Origin of the sequence: Flavobacterium araucananum (assembly GCF_002222055.1) — a bacterium.
GTDB lineage: Bacteria > Bacteroidota > Bacteroidia > Flavobacteriales > Flavobacteriaceae > Flavobacterium > Flavobacterium araucananum.
In genome coordinates, this window is sequence record NZ_MUGS01000077.1 from 1 (window position 1) to 16,604 (window position 16,604).

Here is a 16,604-nt window from a genome sequence, read left to right on the forward strand (position 1 = left end):
AAACTTACAGATCCTATAGCTGGATTAATCCCTAACGATTTTTCGTTATCCCGATGCCAGCCTACGCTATCGCAACCATCCCGATATTGATTTAAAAGCACGCTATTAAAATTTTCACCAGATAACTCTTCAACAGCTTTTTTAATTTTCAGTAATTCGGCTGTCCATGGCAAAGGATGCATCGTTATTCCAGTATAACTATAAGCCATTCCTTCATCGCCATACCAAGCAGTAAGTCGCGGTTGCATAATTTCCCGCCCCATAATTTTAACAGGTTCCTGTTTCCAATTAATAGTTTGTGCTAGTACTGCAAATAATTCATTGCTCGTGGGCTGATCAAACATTTCAGGAAATAAATATACTTCCCCATCAACTGGAAGTAAATTTTCATATTTCATTTTCAATTCCAAATATCTAGAATATATTTTATTATTATTCAGGCACATTACGACGTATTTTTACTCCCTGGCTCGTCCAAGCATAGTACAATACCATGAAAATGAAAATCAAAACAGCAATCAGTGGATGTAAAAACCATCCGAGCATTCCACTGACGAAGTACAGGAAAATTCCCGTTAGCGGTTTCCTTACCTGGGCTTTGAAAAGTCCTGTTCCGACATCTGATTTAAGCAGGACAGCATTTCTGCCGAGATATGCATATAATGGCACCCATGCAAGAGACATCAGCCCAGCAATAAGGGCATAAAGCACTATAGCGGCTTTTTGGTCTTCAAGATTACCACTTTGAAAAGCGTCGGCCAGCACACCTGTTGGAAAAGGAATTAGGGCAGCAGTTCCAAGAACTCCAAAATTTATCCAGTTCAGCTTCAAATCTGTCTGCTTCAGCCGTACAAAGGCATAGTGATGGTTAAGCCAAATCACCCCGACATATATAAATGCAACGCCGTAGGCAAGATAGGATGGCCAGCTTTCTAAGAGTTCGTGTCCCAATGCTCCTTTAGGAACCGCCGGACGGTGTATTTCGAGTACAAGCAAAGTGATAATGATTGCAAATGTTGCATCGCTCATTGCTTCAATACGGACTGTTCCAGATGAACCGCTTATTTTACTATTTACTTGTTCATTTCTTTCTTCCATTGTTCATATTGTTTTTTCATACAGTGACCGCATGGCCTGTATTTGTTAATTAATGCTTCGGGTTCATCTTTAAAGAAAACTCGGTTTTCTATTTTCATTCTTTTGCCAGATGAACAAGTGAGCAGTCCGTATATTTTTGCTTTCCTGTATCCGCCAAGTGTAACATCACCTTTGCGAATTAAAGAGCCGACAGCTTTTTTTCTTTCTTCAGCAGTTTCCCCTAGATCTATATGATTTAACATATCGCTCGTTTTAATATTGATATACAAAAGACAACTTTAAAGAACCGCAGCTTCCCTAATAATCATCGCCCGCTTACGTTTTGCTCCCCAGTGATATTGTCCAAATTCGCCTGTTGACTTTATTACCCGGTGGCATGGTATTAACATGGCAATACGATTATCACCCATTATAGTTCCAATTTCCTGTGCCATATGATTGGTTGCTTTTGCTAATGTTCCATAAGAAATCAATTTGCCGCACGGTACTTTTGTCAGCGCTTCCCAAATTTGTAATGCAGCTGGCGAACCCTTTACATGGAGCGTGACCACCTGGTTGTCATTACCACCTAAATATTCTAAGGCTGTTGCCTGCAGCGCACTCATTTGTTTGATTATGGTCGAGTCTGGAAATTCTTTTTGCAATATTTCCTGTGCCTTTGCTTCTGTGCCGCTGAAAAAAACCAAATAACAAATGCCACTAGTGGTAGAGGCAATAATAATTTGGCCGTATACTGTATTTTCAAGTGAATAAGAGATGTTTTGCTTCACTCTCTGGTCAAATGTTTTGAAAATCAACGATGTATCGGAAAAACTAATACCGTCGGTAAATGGATTAAACGCAACTTGGCGTTTTCCATAGGAAGCAGAGATAAGCTCTTTTATACATTCGAATGACTTTCCGGACCATTCTTCAAAAGTGCTCTTGTCCGCGACAGGAACGCTAATGCTGTCCTGAAATAAACTAATCCCAACCTCGTTGTTTTCAGCAGCACGATCTATGATTTCCAATATATTTTTAAATGAATTTTCCATGACCAAATATTTTATTTAACAAAGGTCCTAAATTAGGATGCCATATGAAATCCGATATTTGCTGTTTTACCTATTTAATTTGTTGTAAACCAACACTGTCTACAATCCACCTGCTTCCATCTTTCATAATACATTTTAATCCTGAATGGACTGATAGTTCAGCCGCATATCTTTGCAGAGTTTCTGTGTCATCGAAAATGCAAAAAGTTTGAGATGCAGACCAGTTTTGTTGGTCAGCCAGCCTTTTCAAGACAGCTAGACCACTGGATATTGAACTTATAATAGCTATGGCATCCGGTCTGTCCTTATTAAGTTCTTTTGCCTGGGCAAGCCATGAGGCGGCTGTTTCCGGCCAATTCACTAGTGTAATTATAAACCCACCATCAACACGTACACATGTTTGGTTGTACTGCCATCTTTCTGCCAGTTCTTCGGCTATATTATAATTTGTATCGTTTCTATCATATCCAATTGAGAGAGAATAGGTTTCGTAATTGTTTTCGTCTATCCATTTTGTGATTTCCTCAGCCAATTCTGTAATGTTTTCATTTTTAAGAATCGCTGGATAGTTTGTGCTACGATTTAGCATCGTGGAAAATGATACCCAGAGTGTGCCTTTCTCCACTATGAATCGTAGATACCCCATGTTTCATTGTTACCCTATAATAACCCTTGGCACCTTTGACGGGGCGAAAATTAGTTGCAAATACAATTACATCGCCTTTTTTTGGTTTGATAACGTGAGTACGGGACTGAGCCATAGGAATGTTTTCAGTAAGGATAAATTCACCTCCTGTATAATCATTATCAATATCATCCAGGAAAAGTACGATCTGCATTGGAAAATAGACCTCTCCATATAAATCTTGATGCATTGCACAGAATCCTCCCTGACCATATCCGAGAATCAGTGCCGTGGCTTTCTCTTGCCCATTGGTTTTACACTGCTCGATAAAATCCCGATGATTTTCAGGATAACGGGTTTTTATTTTCAGTACATCCATCCATTTGTTGGCAACAGGCGCGAGATAACCATAAAAGTTTTCCCTTAATTCAGTCAGGATATCTGGCAGGGGATAATTAAAATATTTGTAGACACCTTTGCCGAAACGGTAACGTTCCATAACGACAGTTTTTCTATATCTATATTCTTCTTTAAATTCGCCAAGTAGTTCGCCATTTTCCACATCACTGATAAGGTCAGGAATAATGGCAAATCCCTTGGTGTTTAATTCATCAAGGATTATGTCCCATTTCTTAGTTTTTAATCTTTGTTCTATTGTATTCATTAATACTCTAATTAAAGTTGAATTGGCTTATTGATTGCCGCTATTTTATTTGTTTCTAGTTTCAAAATTAGTTAGCGCAGCAATTATTAGCAATCCGTTATTTGCGGTGTTGCTTTTATTTTTTTTTCTAGAGAATTTAGATTGTGATTGAAAAAAATAATGACACTCATTGTCGTATAATGTAGCTTTATGATACAACGGAGCATCACTCTTTAAACTATAATATAAACATGAACTGGATTATGAGTAGTAAAAAGGCCGGGCTATTGACCCGACCATTCTGTTATAAAAACTTTTCCTATACAGTTTTTATTAAGCCCAATTGGGTCAATGCAGTAACACCATCATCAAGCCCGATTTCTTCAACGATTTTGCCATCCACCACTTTCAGTACTGTTGTTCCTGTGAAATTCATTTTTTTTCCGGTAGCTGCAGGAAGAGAACCTGCAAGAAAATCATTAAAAGCAATACCAGTATGTGTTCCGCCGCCTTGCCATTGTCCAACGACATAATCACCTTCGGCAATCAGGTCCGCAGTTGCCCCGAAGTTTAGATCAGGAAAAGCTGCACGGAAATCTGTCATGAATGCTTTGATGTCTTCGCGACCTTTGCGTGGCTCATGAAGTGAATATTTCAAAAGCATGTCAGGGGAAGCAATTTCGTCTATAATCGAAAGATCGACAGTCTCACCCCAAAAGCTTGTAAACCAACGCACAACAACTTCTTTGTTCAATTCTTGTTTTGTTTTCTGATTCTCCATTTTTTAGAAATTTTAATTATTTACTTAGAGTATTTTACTCATTTGTTGTTTCAAAAGTACTCAGACCTTCTTTGCTGTGAAATCCGTTTCTTGCGGTTTTGTAATCAGCTCATTTTTTTATAGTATAGCAATATTCGGATTGCCTGTTTTCCAGGGAAATAATTATTTTGGCTCATGGAAAATAAAAAGATAGAGATTCCCGTAACGGGCCTTTTCAGCAAGCAGGAATGCCTGTGGTTTTTGAGCCGTGATTTTGACGATTGCATCTACAAAATTTACAACGACAGGGTTCGGCGTGGCTTTAGATCAGGTGATAAGATTATGGTTGTGGATATTCATCCTACTCCTGAAAAATTAATTTTGGAATGGCTTACTGGTTCGCCTTCCGATGAAGAAATAATAACTGTAGTAGAATTCGTTTCGGATTGGTTTGATTTGAATACAGACTTGACTCAATTTTATAAAGCCATTATAGCAGACAAAAGAATTTCATACATGGCAGATGAGTATAGTGGGTTAAGATTTATAGGTATGCCGGATTTTTTTGAAGCATTGGCGTGGTGCATAATCGGACAACAGATAAACCTTTCATTTGCATACAAGGTCAAAAGAAAGCTGGTAGAGCGTTATGGAGAATTTACTGTCTACGAAGGTCAGAAGTATTATGCGTTTCCGGCGACCGAAATACTTGCGCACGCAAATATTAGCGATTTACGGGAGCTTCAATTTTCTGAAAAGAAAGCGCAGTACCTTATTGCAATAGCCCAATTATTTTTAAACGGAAAATTGAGCAAAAAAATAGTACAGGACCTTCCGGATTTAGAGAGCAGAATTAAATTTTTAACAGGCATACGAGGTATTGGACAATGGACGGCTAATTATGCTTTAATGAAAAGCATGAAAGAACCTGCTTGCGTGCCACATGGCGACGTCGGGATTTTAAAGGCACTAATTAATCATCGTGTGATTAGGTCAAAAGAAGACAAACACTCCATTGATCGTTTTTTTGAGTCATTTATGGGATGGCAGTCGTATGTAGTTTTTTATCTATGGCGGACTCTATCTAAACCGCAGGAATAATTTAAATGGAAAAGCCACAAGTAACACGAATTACCCGCGGCTTTTCTTATTTGCTAAGGAATGTTTAGCTAAGCCCGTCATGAAAAATTACACCGAGACTGTGCCTGTTGCCACTGTGCAACGGGCTGACACCATGCTTCATATTTACACGGTAGTAGCCTTTGGTTCCTTTCACTGGACGAAAGTTGGTTGTAAAGATAACCATGTCGCCACGGTTAGGCTTCAATACATTAGCCTTCGACTGCGCACGGGGAATTTGCTCTGTTATTACAAATTCTCCACCAGTATAATCCATCTCAGCCTGGTCAAGCATAAAAACCATTTGCATTGGAAAATAAATTTCTCCATAGAGGTCCTGATGCAGCGTATTAAAGCCTCCTATACCGTATTTTAGAATAAGTACCGTGGGTTTTTCCTGTCCGTGTTCCCTGCAAAGTTTTTTCATTTCCTCATGTGTAGCAGGAAATTTTCTCTCCATTTTCAACTCATCCATCCACTGATTTGCAACCGGGGCTATTTCAGCATATACTTTTTCCCGCATTGTTGTGATGAGCTCAGGCAATGGGTACTGAAAATATTTATACTCACCCTGGCCGAAACGATATCGCGCCATGCTGATTGTTTTTCGGTATGTCTGTTCCGCATCGTATTCATTAATCAATGCATCACATTCTTTTTTGTTCAGCACATCGCGAACTATTACAAAGCCCTTATGGTGTAATTCTTTCGTAATTGAATCCCAGTCTTTATAAAGCAATCGTGTTTCTATATTTTCCATAATATTATTTTTAATATGTAAAAGTAACTATACGGCTTGGGTCTGGAAATCCGAAATTTGCGGTTTCTTGAGAGGCGTCATACACGCCTAAATAATTTTAAGATGTCACAATTTTCGTTATTTGTTGCTCCCTCGAAATTTGATATGTTAGTAATGTAACCGTAAATGCCTACCACAGCAAAAAATCATTGATTTATCAATATTTTTTTTTAAATAAAATGGTCTTTCTTTAGATTAACTATTAGTCAAAGGTTTGATAATATTCTCATAGATACTGATATTTGCCTGTCATACAAATTTGTAGCACTTATATTTTAATCTGAAGGAATTAATTACTTATAAAAAAGTAATTATGAGAATTTGGTTAGGCAAATCGAATTCCTTCAGTCAAATGCAACTCAAAAGCCTGAAGTTGCTACAATTTGACTGGAGTAACTTAGTTGTCCTATTTTAAACATAAACAAATTGTAAGACAATTAAAATAAAATTTTAAAGGTGGTCAGTATCGATCACCTTTTACGTATATGACAACTGCATTTTTTCGGCAAAAGAAAGCCACAATAGGCCAAACATCGACAGTTTTACTCTTTCACTCCCCTCATGAGTTTACTTTGTAATGGTTTGTAAAAACTACCAAAATCTAAGGTAGATATTGTTCAATGTAAAAGTGATAATTATGAATGTAGATCTTATTACCAGGGATGACCTTGATAAATTTAAAAAAGAACTTTTAGAAGAAATTCGAAGATACCAGCAGTATCCCCGCAAACAAGGTCAGGAAACGCGGGTATGGCTTAAAAGCTACGAAGTTCGTAAACTTCTGAGTATTTCAGCAGGGACCTTGCAAAACCTACGAATAAATGGCACCCTTCCTTACAATAAAATTGGTGGACTTATGTACTATCGCTATGAGGATATTCAAAAACTTATGGATGGGGTTAGTAATGTTAAGTGACATTGATGGAATCCACTTCCAATTATTTTTTCCTAATACGTAGCATTTGCCCTGTGGAATACTGCAACTCAAAAGTATATTCCTTGCCTTTTAATGGCTCCAACTTTCTATATTTTTTCTTATTTGTGTTATAAATTTTTAAAATCAGGTATGGCTGTTCAAACCAAATTTTTCCCGTTTCAATTTCGTAATTGATAATTTTCTGTTCGTCTTTTAAATATTCATAATAATCAAACTTTAAGAGTATTGTTCCTTCAAATTTCATGATTTCGTCATAATCTGCTTGATTCATAGACAAACTTCCAGGATAATAAGTGAATTGAATAGTTCTTACAATATTATTTCCTTGACTTAAAATAATTTTGCTATTAGCTAGTGTCGTTATGATATTTTCATCAATTGTAATAATAAAATTGCTGGCTCTTTTAGAATCTTGTGCCGATGCCACTTGACCAAGCAAAAAAACCAAAATCAAAAGTAATTTTTTCATACGTTAATTTGTTATACGTTCTGGATTGCTGATAAAAACTTACAGTACCAACATTTGACAACTATCTTATTTTTTCTTTTTTTTACCCTTTTCCGGTAAGAGATAATATTCTAGGAGTTTGCCGATTTCAAAAATTTCAGCAAAACAATCATTTTGGCCAATTGCGAGAATAGAGGTTTTATCAATGGGGGCTATGATTTCAAATGCTCTTTGAGGATGATCCTCATAGGCATTTTCGGAATTCACATGAATGAAATTTTTTAAATTGAATGCTGGGATCGTGTCCACAATAACTGTTTCAGTTAATTCTTTACCATTGTAAATAATATTTGCTTCCAATGTTGGAACTAACTTTATGTGCTGTGTCGTGTCATTGCGTTGACCTATATAAATATGAGCATCACTTTTACCTCCAGTCCAACCTCCAGACACAGTACCTTTTATTGAAATTGTCTTTTTTTCTAGATTTAGAAGAATAAGTTGCGGAATTAAGTTCAAGGTATCCCCAACATGTTCATTTGGCAAATCTATTTCTTTTTTTGTTGCAGTGTTTACCAAAGTAGTTTTCAAACTGAAATTGCGACTATCGGTAAAATTCGGTACTCTTCCATCTTCAAAAAAACTGCCACTATACTCGTAAATAAATTGATCAACTCTCAGTTTAAATAATTCGTTAGGAGTAATTTTAATATTGTTATTCTGTGCATGATTTAGTATGGGCAATAGAAATAAGATTAGATATATTATATATTTTTTCATCGTCTATTTTTCTAATTAGCCCTGACTCAAAACGTGTTTTAGGTCATGAAATTTTATTAAAATTTTGCACTGTACTTTTTCTGTCTGTCTAACTCTTACTTACAATTGAGCCAATCACTATTGCCTATTTTATTATTAGCTTTAATTGTGTTTTTAGAGTATTTTAAATAGGTCTGAATAGCGTCTACATAATTCAATAATTCATCATTGCTGAACTTTGTCTCATCAAGAAATTTAATCAATTCTGTCAACGATTCTCCCAAATTACTAAAAGTTAACAACTTAATTTGATTTCCTTTCTTTAAAACAATTAGTTTGCGACGATGTGTATTAAATGTTGATATTAGAAAAACGCCGTTTGCTTCTTTTTCAAAATCAGTACCCTTTAGTAATTCAGAAGACCGCAATAAAGGATTTCGTTTTTGGTCTTGTTCAATTGTACCCATTTTGAGCATATACTCCTTTGCTAATCTTGTAGCACAGTTATCATTGGTAATTTTAATCGAGTCTGACACTACTTGAGCATTTACCGAATGTATTCCGATAATCATCCATAGAAACCCTACTGTGAGAATTAAGTTCTTCATTTTATTATTTTTTTAATTCGTCAATAATTTTATCAGAAATTTTAGTTGCCGGTCCTTCCTCATTACTCGGATTTTTATATCCATTTAGCAAATCCTGGGGAGTTGCATGTTCTATTTCATGTCCAAAAATAACGCCCATTAGTTGGGTGAAAGTTGTGTTTTTTGGCAACTCTTTTCCATAAACACCTGCACCACCTTTGGCGTTACCATCAATTAAAGCACCAGCATTTTTGGTATACAAAGTTATTTCAAATCCTGCGGGCTTCAAACCGACTACCTTGCCTGTATCGTCTTTCATCTGAGCTACGTTGCCATTTTTTGAAAGTACTGGGCCTGTTTCACCAGCAATCATTTTTCCATTTTCATCTTTTGGAGTATTTTGAGTATCTATTATTACAGTAGTGGGAATATCTGAATTTACAAGTTTGTTGAATTGTTCTCTACCCGTAGCTGTTTCTTGTAATGCATTCCCTATATTTCTGTCATTTTTAGTCGCATGCTCGGTATAATCTCCTTTGCCTCCGTTTGCTTTCGGGTCATAAACTAATTGTCCTGCTTTATTCCTCCAGTCGTCAGCAGCTCTTCCGTCCGGATCAATGTTGGACATTGGATTGTTTTTTCCATAATTATATGGCGACCAGCTCGAAAATTCTTCGCTTAATGGATCAATTGCCATCCATCTACCTGCTGTATCACCAATAGGCTGTGCATCGATATTTAATGTATCGACACTGATTCTGCCTACAATTTCTTTTTTATCAACATGCCAACGCATTGTACCAATCGTTACAATACTATCAAGGTCTTGAACCTCTAAATATTTCCCCTTGCTCAAGGTAGCGACTGGCGCTTTACTGCCATATTTTATAAAAGGATTTCCTGCTTGAATATTTTTTTCTCTTCTGGCTTTTTCTTCTTTAGAAAGTTTTTCTTTTTTCTGAGCAGATACTGTTCCGATTGTGAACAAAATAAAAATTAAAAAATAGTACTTCTTCATAAGAATTAATTTTTGTTAAAGGTATTTAATTTTTTGTTTTCATATTTACTTCTTTCTTCTTTCAAAGAAACTAACCAATTGAAGTACATATCTTCTGGCATATTTCTATACCCAATTTGATGAATATGTTCGTACTCTTTTTGTAATTCTTTAAAGAGTAAATCGCGTTTCATTTTATCCTCATTTTTTTCTATTTGCTTGTAATGAGTTTCAGCTCTTAAAATTAAAGCGGTTGCAAAATTTGGATAATTTTTAATTGCAGTTTCTGTACATTTTAAAATAAACATTCCATCATTATCTGGAAATTTAGAATTGTAATTGTTTGCTAAATCAACCAACACTAATGCGATACTCTCCTTATTATTTAAAGCTTTCATATACACCCCATTTGTTATTGCATCGACATGAACAAATCCCGAAGCCATTATCCACGCATCTATTGGAAACATCCTACTTGTCAATTCTGTATTGTACCAGCCATCCTTTATACTTCGATGTTTAATATAAATATGGTTTGGTGCTAATGCTAAATTGGCTTCAATACCAATTTCTTCACATAAGATTTTATACAAATATGGCAATGAATGGCAATTACCCTTATGTGTTTTTACAAGTTTTGAAACGAAAAGATTTTCAGGAGCATTATGTCCGAAAACGTCATTGAAGTCATAACCAAAAGGTTCATATTTGTAGATCTTACCATCAATACTAAGCGGTAAGGTATCACATAATATTGAAAATATTGAAGCACGTTTGTTAACTACATCTTTGTCTCTTTCGGCATAATCAAGTTTTTTGCTGTTTATGATTGAGTTACTTAATACATGCATCAAGTTAATTTGTTTATAAATAAACGTAGTGTCCAAATTTCCATCTAAATAGGCATTTTCAACTGAGAAAACAGCTTTCTTGAAATTGTAAGAGCTTTCATCTGCAGCCATACTGCTCAGCAGAGTATAACTTTCTTCAAATAGTTTTTCCTTATTTTGAGAAATCGCATGAAGGTTTGAAAACAATAGTAAAAGAAGTAAGAAGGTATTTTTTGTCATTATTAGTTTTTAAATTTTATTATTGTTCCTTTAAATTGTTTAGCAAGTTTTTCACTTTCTTCTTTATTTTTTGTTTCTTTTAATGAGCCTAGCCATTTTTCATAAGCATCTGCAGGCATAAGTTGAAACCCTAAATCGTCAACTATCTTGTATTGTGACTGCATTTGTTGTAAAATTTCAATTGCCTTTGGATAGTTTAATATTTTATTTCTTCCATCCTGAGTTTCAGTATTTATTCCTAATTCTTTAATAACATATTTTAACCGTGCCTCATTGTAATTTGCTTTAACCATATTGGCATTGATACTCGTTGGATATAATTCAAGGGCTTTATTAATTACCTTTTCAACAAATTCATCATAGCCAAACTTATGAATGTAACCAGTTGCTAAATCAGTATAAAATTGTGATAGCATTTGTTGTTTGGTTAAGTTCTGCATATAGATTTTATTCTGCATTGCTTCAGCAGTAATATATCCATTGTTTAAAATAAATGATGAAACTGTGAGCATGCCGTTTGTTAGTTCTAAGTTGTACCATTTATCTTTTTTATCTTGGAACTTAATATAAGAATGATTTGGCGATAGAGCTAAATAAGCCTCCGCGTCAATTGCTTCTGCCAGTATAAGATAAAGTAGGGGCATTGAATGACATTGTCCCGTATTTGTTTTTAGAAGTTTTGTTACAAACATTTTCGCCCAATTGTCTTTGCCCCAATAGTCCTCAAAATCATATTTGATTGGAAAGTGTTTTTCTTTAAATCCTTTAACTTGCATTGGTTGAGTAAAGAATTCAAAAAGCATAAAGTTTTTAGCTGTGTTACTATTTGTATCAAAGTTTCTCTCTTTCATTTTAGCTAAAATGAAATCTGCAGTTTGTTTTATAGTTCTGTCGAATTCTTCTTTATCAATTTGATTTTCAAAATAGGCATTTTCAATCTGGAAGTTGACATCTTTTACTGAATAATTATCTATGTCAATATTTAACATTTGGTCAAATACATCTCTATAATATTTTGATCCAGGCATTTTTGACAACGACGGCAAATCATAATATATGGTGGAACGCAGTTCTTCAATATCTGATTGAACACTTTGCATAGTTTGTTCCCTTAATTTTTCATTTTTATCTACCTCATTCATAATCTGCTGGTTCTGTCGTCGCTGATAATTATTATCATTAGATGATGGCTGATTGGCCGAGGGAGTAAGTAAACTATTCGTGCCCGAAGGATATAAAGATGGTAATGGAGGTTTGATTTCTGGTAAGACCGGCGTTATCGATTGACCATTTACATACGTCGCACAAAGCACGATGCTAAGGGTTATAAGATTACGAATTACTAATAAATTATTATTTCTCACTTTATTCTTAACTTGGACGTACGTCCTACAGTATTTATTATTAGAACTCTGAATTTTGTCCTGTGAGGGATAAAGACAAAGAATATTTACAAAATTTTGGAGCCAACCTTAAGAAAATTCGCGAAGACAAAGGCTTTACTCAAGCCCAGCTTGCTATTGACAGCGATTTGGATATCTCCTACATCAGCCGTATTGAAAACGGCAGGATTAGTCCGTCCCTAATCTATCTCACACATCTTGCTGACGCGCTTGGCGTGGATATGAAGCAGCTAATTAGCTTTTAGTAGGTAAGACTTTTCCGAAGCGAACATACAAAATATTTTTTCTATATCCTTACGGAAAAACCTCAAAAAGTAAAAACAAGTATTTTTACGTGGTTTCTTTACTGATCATCTTCAGGCACTTCCCATTTTATGTCGCGGCAGACCTATCTCATGCTCCTGCGGGTATGGTGCTCTGTGGGTCATGCTTATATCTTCGCGGATATTCCTATGTGCATCGTATTGTTTTTCGCTACTTTCAGAATACCTTGGATCTGGTATAAAAGGCATTTTAGCCATCTTGGTTACTGTTATCGTAGGAAAGTGATAATCGACCTCCACATTTCCTAGCAGCAGATAACATCCTCCTCCTTGAAAGGGATATTCTTTAAGGCTGCCAGTAAAATGAGCCGTATCAAACAGTTCTCCCTCTACATCTATCCATGTTCCAAAAAACATTGCGCCCATCTTTGTAGGAACGTGCTTTCGAGAGATCAAATAAGCCAGCATTTTTACCGATTTTTTGTGATGTTGTAATAAGTCTTTTGCCATTACATCGCCTCGGAATTTTGTTTGTAGCAGATCGAACGGAGTGCAGGAAACAGGGAAGCTTAATAATTCAATTTCATCGAAAGCATCTTCAAACCTTGATCGTTCTAAGACCGGGAGATTGTATTCCTTTACTGGTTCCTGCAGAAGCATCAAATTGCGATTTTCAGGTTTGAAATTAACCAGTATCAGCCTTGCAATGACTAATAACTGGTTCTTTGTTTTTCCCGTGAAACGGAATGCTCCAATAAATATTAATATTTGGATTCCTTCGATACCAATCGTTATTCTATTTATAAAATCTTCCAGAGATTTATATTCTCCATTTAATTGACGCTCTTTAACTATGTGCTCTGCTACTTTGGTTTCCAATCCTTCAAGATGCATAAACCCAAGGTAAACGTCGATACTATAAAGTGTAGTTTCATATTCGCTTTTATTTACACATGGATTATGTATTACGGCACCTGAAATCCGGGCTTCATGCACATATACTTCAGTTCTGTAAAAACCTCCTTGGTTATTAATAACCGCAACCATAAATTCAATTGGATAATGTACTTTAAGATATAAGCTCTGATAGCTTTCAACTGCATAAGATGCTGAGTGTGCCTTACAGAAAGAATATCCGGCAAACGATTCGATCTGGCGATAAATTTCCTGACTAAGTTCCAAAGGATGGCCTTGACGCTCACAGCATTCAAAAAAGTTATCCTTTACTTTCTGAAGGGCGGATTTTGACCTCCCTTTTCCGCTCATTGCCCTGCGTAATATATCCCCATCTGCAGCGGGAAGTCCTCCATAATGCAGGGCTATCTTTATTACGTCTTCCTGATATACCATTATGCCATACGTCTCACCGAGCTGCTCCTGAAATACTTCATGGAAGTATTCAAATTGTGTCGGGTTGTTATGTCTGAAAATATATTCCTTCATCATTCCACTTTGGGCAACACCAGGACGAATAATGGATGATGCGGCCACAAGTATCTTGTAGTTATTACATTGTAGTCTTCTGAGAAGCCCACGCATTGCGGGACTTTCGATATAGAAACAACCGATAGTTTTACCTCGACCTAAATATTGATTGCAAAAAGCCTCATCTTTAGAAAGCGATGTATCCCTAATATCAACATTTATACCACGGTTCTTACGTATCAGTTTGACACTATCATCAATATGTCCTATTCCGCGCTGGCTCAAAATATCGAATTTTTCAAAACCAATATCTTCTGCCACATGCATATCGAACAGTGCTATTGGAAATCCTTTTGGTGGCATTTCCAGTACTGTAAAATTGGTGATAGGCTCTTCAGAAATCAGTATCCCACATGAATGCATACTTCTCTGATTTGGATATTTTTCAAGCATCATTCCGTACTCCTGAACCATCCTCACCACCTTATTATTATCGTGAAGTTCTAGCGGGTTTTTAGCAAGGGCATCAAGTTCCTCTTTTGGCAGTCCAAATACTTTTCCAACTTCCCTGAATATTGACCGATATTTAAACTCAACATTGGTGCCGCAGAAAGCAACGTGCTCCACTCCGTAGCGGTTGAAGATATATTCTAATATTATATCACGTTCTTTCCATGACCAGTCAATGTCGAAATCTGGCGGGCTTTTTCGGTTTACATTCAGAAATCGCTCAAAATACAAATCCAATTCGATAGGACAGATATCGGTAATGCCCAGACAATAAGCAATAATACTGTTAGCTCCGCTGCCTCGTCCTATGTGCAAAAAGCCCTTACTAATACTATACCTAATAATATCCCATGTTATGAGAAAATAACCACTGAACTCCAATTCTTCAATGACTTTTAGTTCTTTATCAACACGCTGTTTGGCAATAATATTGTCAGGTCCATATTTTTTTACCATTCCTTCTTGGGCAAGTTCTCTTAACCGTTGCATATCCTCATCACGGCTGTTGGTGAAATATTTTTTATTTCGCGGTATTCCGAATTCATATTCAAAATTGCACCTCTCAATTATGTTTTGGGTATTCTGAATAATAGTAGGATAGAGCGTATATTTTTCCAATAATTCTGAAAGGGGCAGCATTGTTTCTGAATCACTACAATAATCATCCGTAGTTAATTTTGACCCAATCACGTTTAGATCGACAGCACGTAATATTTTATGAAGGTTATATTCTTTTTTATTCCTAATTGTAACAGGATGCAGTATCATCATTTTATCTAACCTGTTTTTCCATTTTTCTTTATATAATAGCAGAAGTTCATCAGGTTTTATCCCGATGTATTCGTTTTCTTGTAGATTAGACGGGGCATTGGTGATAGGATAAATTACTATAACATTCACGAATGCCGGCGCAAGGACCGGAAGCGCTGAATCTTCAAAATTATGCTTTGTCAAAAATCGGTTCATTTCTCCTAAACCTTCTCGGTTTAGGGCAAGACCAATATATCGCAATGTATGCTGGCCGCGAAATTCAATTCCTATAAGGGGCTTTATAGATGCAGCCTGACACAATTTAATAAAATCGTAAATGCCTGTTACCGTATTTATGTCAGTAAGTGCCATAGATTCTGCTTTGCATTGAATTCCCAGCTGTACCAATTCTTCAACCGGTATAGTGCCATAGCGTAAGCTGTGAAATGAATGGCAATTGAGGTACATAGGCTTATTTTTTTCTTTTTAATATTTCATTTTTATTGTTGGGCTTGAATGTTGCGCCGCCTCCACGCATTACTGCATCAAAACCATATCGGGTTTTCATTCTGTCCATTGCCTGGTACAACGAAAGCATTTCTTCGGTGTCTTCAAACATGTTGATCTGATAAGTGCCTCTAACCAGACCGCAGAAGCGAATACCAATAAGTCGAAGGCGCATCCTGCGTTGGTAAAGTTTGTTGAAAAGGTCTGTTACATTCTTCATCAGTATATGATCTGCAGAAGTGTACTGAACTCTGCATTGTTTGGTTTCAGTATCGAAATTTGCATAGCGTATTTTAATGACCACCGTTGAGGTAAGCCAGCCTTCAGAACGAAGCTGAAAAGCCAATTTTTCCACCATACCCTGAAGTACTCTTTTGAGTTTGTCGAGATCTATTGTATCCTGCAAAAAAGTATGCTCTGTAGAAATTGATTTACGCTCCGTATACGGTTCAACTGGATTGTTGTCGATACCGTTAGCTTTTTTCCATAACTCGATTCCGTTCTTACCAATCATCTGCTGTAGTACCTCAGCAGGCATTTCAGAAAGTGTTTGGATATTTCTGACGCCTATGCGTGATAACAATTGAAAAGTGGCATCGCCTACCATCGGTATTTTTCTAATAGATAATGGATTAAGAAAAGGTTTTACCATATCTTCAGGTATTTCAAGATTACCTTTAGGCTTACCTTCTCCGGTTGCAATTTTGGATACAGTTTTATTGACCGATAATGCAAAGCTAATCGGCAAGCCCGTTTCTTTTGTAACGGACTGAGCCAGCTCGTTAGTCCATAAGTAGGAACCGTAGAATTTATCCATACCTGTGATATCGAGATAAAATTCATCGATACTGGCTTTCTCCATGACCGGAG

Annotated in this window: 19 protein-coding genes; 3 read left to right on the forward strand and 16 right to left on the reverse strand. The window is 36.2% G+C overall.

Features of this window, described 5'->3' with window-relative positions; genetic code table 11:
- The 7 genes from B0A64_RS23520 to B0A64_RS23550 all read right to left on the reverse strand — a co-directional run.
- The coding region (locus B0A64_RS23520; RefSeq protein WP_208863565.1) for an alpha-ketoglutarate-dependent dioxygenase AlkB family protein at positions 1–398 on the reverse strand (398 nt) is incomplete at its 3' end.
- 34 nt (positions 399–432) lie between these two features.
- The gene (locus tag B0A64_RS23525; RefSeq protein WP_089481903.1) at positions 433–1,098 is read right to left on the reverse strand and encodes a TMEM175 family protein; all 666 of its coding nucleotides are present in this window, start codon (positions 1,096–1,098) and stop codon (positions 433–435) included.
- Positions 1,074–1,340 (reverse strand): Ada metal-binding domain-containing protein, encoded by a 267-nt coding sequence (locus B0A64_RS23530; protein ID WP_089481904.1) that lies wholly within the window; start codon positions 1,338–1,340, stop codon positions 1,074–1,076. The genes B0A64_RS23525 and B0A64_RS23530 overlap by 25 nt, the downstream gene beginning before the upstream one ends.
- A 36-nt stretch (positions 1,341–1,376) precedes the next feature.
- Positions 1,377–2,132: a methylated-DNA--[protein]-cysteine S-methyltransferase gene (locus B0A64_RS23535; RefSeq protein WP_089481905.1), complete on the reverse strand. Its 756-nt coding sequence runs from the start codon at positions 2,130–2,132 to the stop codon at positions 1,377–1,379.
- A gap of 70 nt (positions 2,133–2,202) precedes the next feature.
- Entirely contained in the window at positions 2,203–2,721 is a 519-nt protein-coding gene (locus B0A64_RS23540) for a hypothetical protein (protein ID WP_089481906.1), read from the reverse strand.
- Positions 2,708–3,421, reverse strand: a complete 714-nt coding sequence (locus B0A64_RS23545; protein WP_089481907.1) for a 2OG-Fe(II) oxygenase — start codon at positions 3,419–3,421, stop codon at positions 2,708–2,710. Before B0A64_RS23545 ends, B0A64_RS23540 begins: the two co-directional genes overlap by 14 nt.
- 298 nt (positions 3,422–3,719) lie before the next feature.
- Positions 3,720–4,181, reverse strand: coding sequence for an ester cyclase (locus tag B0A64_RS23550; protein WP_089481908.1), 462 nt, complete (start codon positions 4,179–4,181; stop codon positions 3,720–3,722).
- A 174-nt stretch (positions 4,182–4,355) separates the two neighbouring features.
- Between B0A64_RS23550 and B0A64_RS23555 the strand changes: the two genes are divergently transcribed.
- Entirely contained in the window at positions 4,356–5,261 is a 906-nt protein-coding gene (locus B0A64_RS23555) for a DNA-3-methyladenine glycosylase family protein (RefSeq protein ID WP_089481909.1), read from the forward strand.
- A 64-nt stretch (positions 5,262–5,325) separates the two neighbouring features.
- Here B0A64_RS23555 and B0A64_RS23560 read toward each other — a convergent pair whose 3' ends face one another.
- Complete coding sequence (locus B0A64_RS23560; protein ID WP_089481910.1) at positions 5,326–6,039, reverse strand: 2OG-Fe(II) oxygenase; 714 nt, start codon at positions 6,037–6,039, stop codon at positions 5,326–5,328.
- A gap of 676 nt (positions 6,040–6,715) precedes the next feature.
- Here B0A64_RS23560 and B0A64_RS23565 point away from each other — a divergent pair.
- The gene (locus B0A64_RS23565) at positions 6,716–6,994 is read left to right on the forward strand and encodes a helix-turn-helix domain-containing protein (protein WP_089481917.1); all 279 of its coding nucleotides are present in this window, start codon (positions 6,716–6,718) and stop codon (positions 6,992–6,994) included.
- A 22-nt stretch (positions 6,995–7,016) separates the two neighbouring features.
- Here the strand turns inward: B0A64_RS23565 and B0A64_RS23570 are convergent, their stop codons facing one another.
- The 6 genes from B0A64_RS23570 to B0A64_RS23595 form a co-directional block, all read right to left on the reverse strand.
- Positions 7,017–7,484, reverse strand: coding sequence for a hypothetical protein (locus B0A64_RS23570; RefSeq protein ID WP_089481911.1), 468 nt, complete (start codon positions 7,482–7,484; stop codon positions 7,017–7,019).
- Positions 7,485–7,550: 66 nt separating this feature from the next.
- Positions 7,551–8,243 (reverse strand): hypothetical protein, encoded by a 693-nt coding sequence (locus tag B0A64_RS23575; RefSeq protein WP_089481912.1) that lies wholly within the window; start codon positions 8,241–8,243, stop codon positions 7,551–7,553.
- A 95-nt stretch (positions 8,244–8,338) separates the two neighbouring features.
- Positions 8,339–8,830, reverse strand: a complete 492-nt coding sequence (locus tag B0A64_RS23580; protein ID WP_089481913.1) for a hypothetical protein — start codon at positions 8,828–8,830, stop codon at positions 8,339–8,341.
- A 4-nt stretch (positions 8,831–8,834) separates the two neighbouring features.
- Positions 8,835–9,827 (reverse strand): hypothetical protein, encoded by a 993-nt coding sequence (locus B0A64_RS23585; protein ID WP_089481914.1) that lies wholly within the window; start codon positions 9,825–9,827, stop codon positions 8,835–8,837.
- A gap of 5 nt (positions 9,828–9,832) precedes the next feature.
- Positions 9,833–10,876, reverse strand: coding sequence for a hypothetical protein (locus B0A64_RS23590; protein ID WP_244285481.1), 1,044 nt, complete (start codon positions 10,874–10,876; stop codon positions 9,833–9,835).
- Positions 10,877–10,878: 2 nt separating this feature from the next.
- Entirely contained in the window at positions 10,879–12,018 is a 1,140-nt protein-coding gene (locus tag B0A64_RS23595; protein ID WP_089481915.1) for a hypothetical protein, read from the reverse strand.
- Between the two features lie 284 nt (positions 12,019–12,302).
- Here B0A64_RS23595 and B0A64_RS23600 point away from each other — a divergent pair, with 284 nt between their 5' ends.
- Positions 12,303–12,524: a helix-turn-helix domain-containing protein gene (locus B0A64_RS23600; RefSeq protein ID WP_026726915.1), complete on the forward strand. Its 222-nt coding sequence runs from the start codon at positions 12,303–12,305 to the stop codon at positions 12,522–12,524.
- 111 nt (positions 12,525–12,635) lie between these two features.
- On the opposite strand, the gene B0A64_RS23605 is transcribed toward B0A64_RS23600, so the two are convergent.
- Together B0A64_RS23605 and B0A64_RS23610 are read right to left on the reverse strand one after the other, a co-directional pair.
- Positions 12,636–15,695, reverse strand: a complete 3,060-nt coding sequence (locus B0A64_RS23605) for a DNA polymerase III subunit alpha (RefSeq protein WP_089481916.1) — start codon at positions 15,693–15,695, stop codon at positions 12,636–12,638.
- Positions 15,696–15,699: 4 nt separating this feature from the next.
- Positions 15,700–16,604, reverse strand: a 905-nt coding sequence (locus B0A64_RS23610) for a DNA polymerase Y family protein (protein ID WP_089481919.1), incomplete at its 5' end; no start/stop codon positions are given.

Bases quoted from the DNA above. Each gene is read 5' to 3' on its own strand.
- B0A64_RS23525 (WP_089481903.1), bottom strand. From the start codon at position 1,098: ATGGAAGAAAGAAATGAACAAGTAAATAGTAAAATAAGCGGTTCATCT.
- B0A64_RS23530 (WP_089481904.1), bottom strand. From the start codon at position 1,340: ATGTTAAATCATATAGATCTAGGGGAAACTGCTGAAGAAAGAAAAAAA.
- B0A64_RS23535 (WP_089481905.1), bottom strand. From the start codon at position 2,132: ATGGAAAATTCATTTAAAAATATATTGGAAATCATAGATCGTGCTGCT.
- B0A64_RS23540 (WP_089481906.1), bottom strand. From the start codon at position 2,721: ATGCTAAATCGTAGCACAAACTATCCAGCGATTCTTAAAAATGAAAAC.
- B0A64_RS23545 (WP_089481907.1), bottom strand. From the start codon at position 3,421: ATGAATACAATAGAACAAAGATTAAAAACTAAGAAATGGGACATAATC.
- B0A64_RS23550 (WP_089481908.1), bottom strand. From the start codon at position 4,181: ATGGAGAATCAGAAAACAAAACAAGAATTGAACAAAGAAGTTGTTGTG.
- B0A64_RS23555 (WP_089481909.1), top strand. From the start codon at position 4,356: ATGGAAAATAAAAAGATAGAGATTCCCGTAACGGGCCTTTTCAGCAAG.
- B0A64_RS23560 (WP_089481910.1), bottom strand. From the start codon at position 6,039: ATGGAAAATATAGAAACACGATTGCTTTATAAAGACTGGGATTCAATT.
- B0A64_RS23565 (WP_089481917.1), top strand. From the start codon at position 6,716: ATGAATGTAGATCTTATTACCAGGGATGACCTTGATAAATTTAAAAAA.
- B0A64_RS23570 (WP_089481911.1), bottom strand. From the start codon at position 7,484: ATGAAAAAATTACTTTTGATTTTGGTTTTTTTGCTTGGTCAAGTGGCA.
- B0A64_RS23575 (WP_089481912.1), bottom strand. From the start codon at position 8,243: ATGAAAAAATATATAATATATCTAATCTTATTTCTATTGCCCATACTA.
- B0A64_RS23580 (WP_089481913.1), bottom strand. From the start codon at position 8,830: ATGAAGAACTTAATTCTCACAGTAGGGTTTCTATGGATGATTATCGGA.
- B0A64_RS23585 (WP_089481914.1), bottom strand. From the start codon at position 9,827: ATGAAGAAGTACTATTTTTTAATTTTTATTTTGTTCACAATCGGAACA.
- B0A64_RS23590 (WP_244285481.1), bottom strand. From the start codon at position 10,876: ATGACAAAAAATACCTTCTTACTTCTTTTACTATTGTTTTCAAACCTT.
- B0A64_RS23595 (WP_089481915.1), bottom strand. From the start codon at position 12,018: ATGAATGAGGTAGATAAAAATGAAAAATTAAGGGAACAAACTATGCAA.
- B0A64_RS23605 (WP_089481916.1), bottom strand. From the start codon at position 15,695: ATGTACCTCAATTGCCATTCATTTCACAGCTTACGCTATGGCACTATA.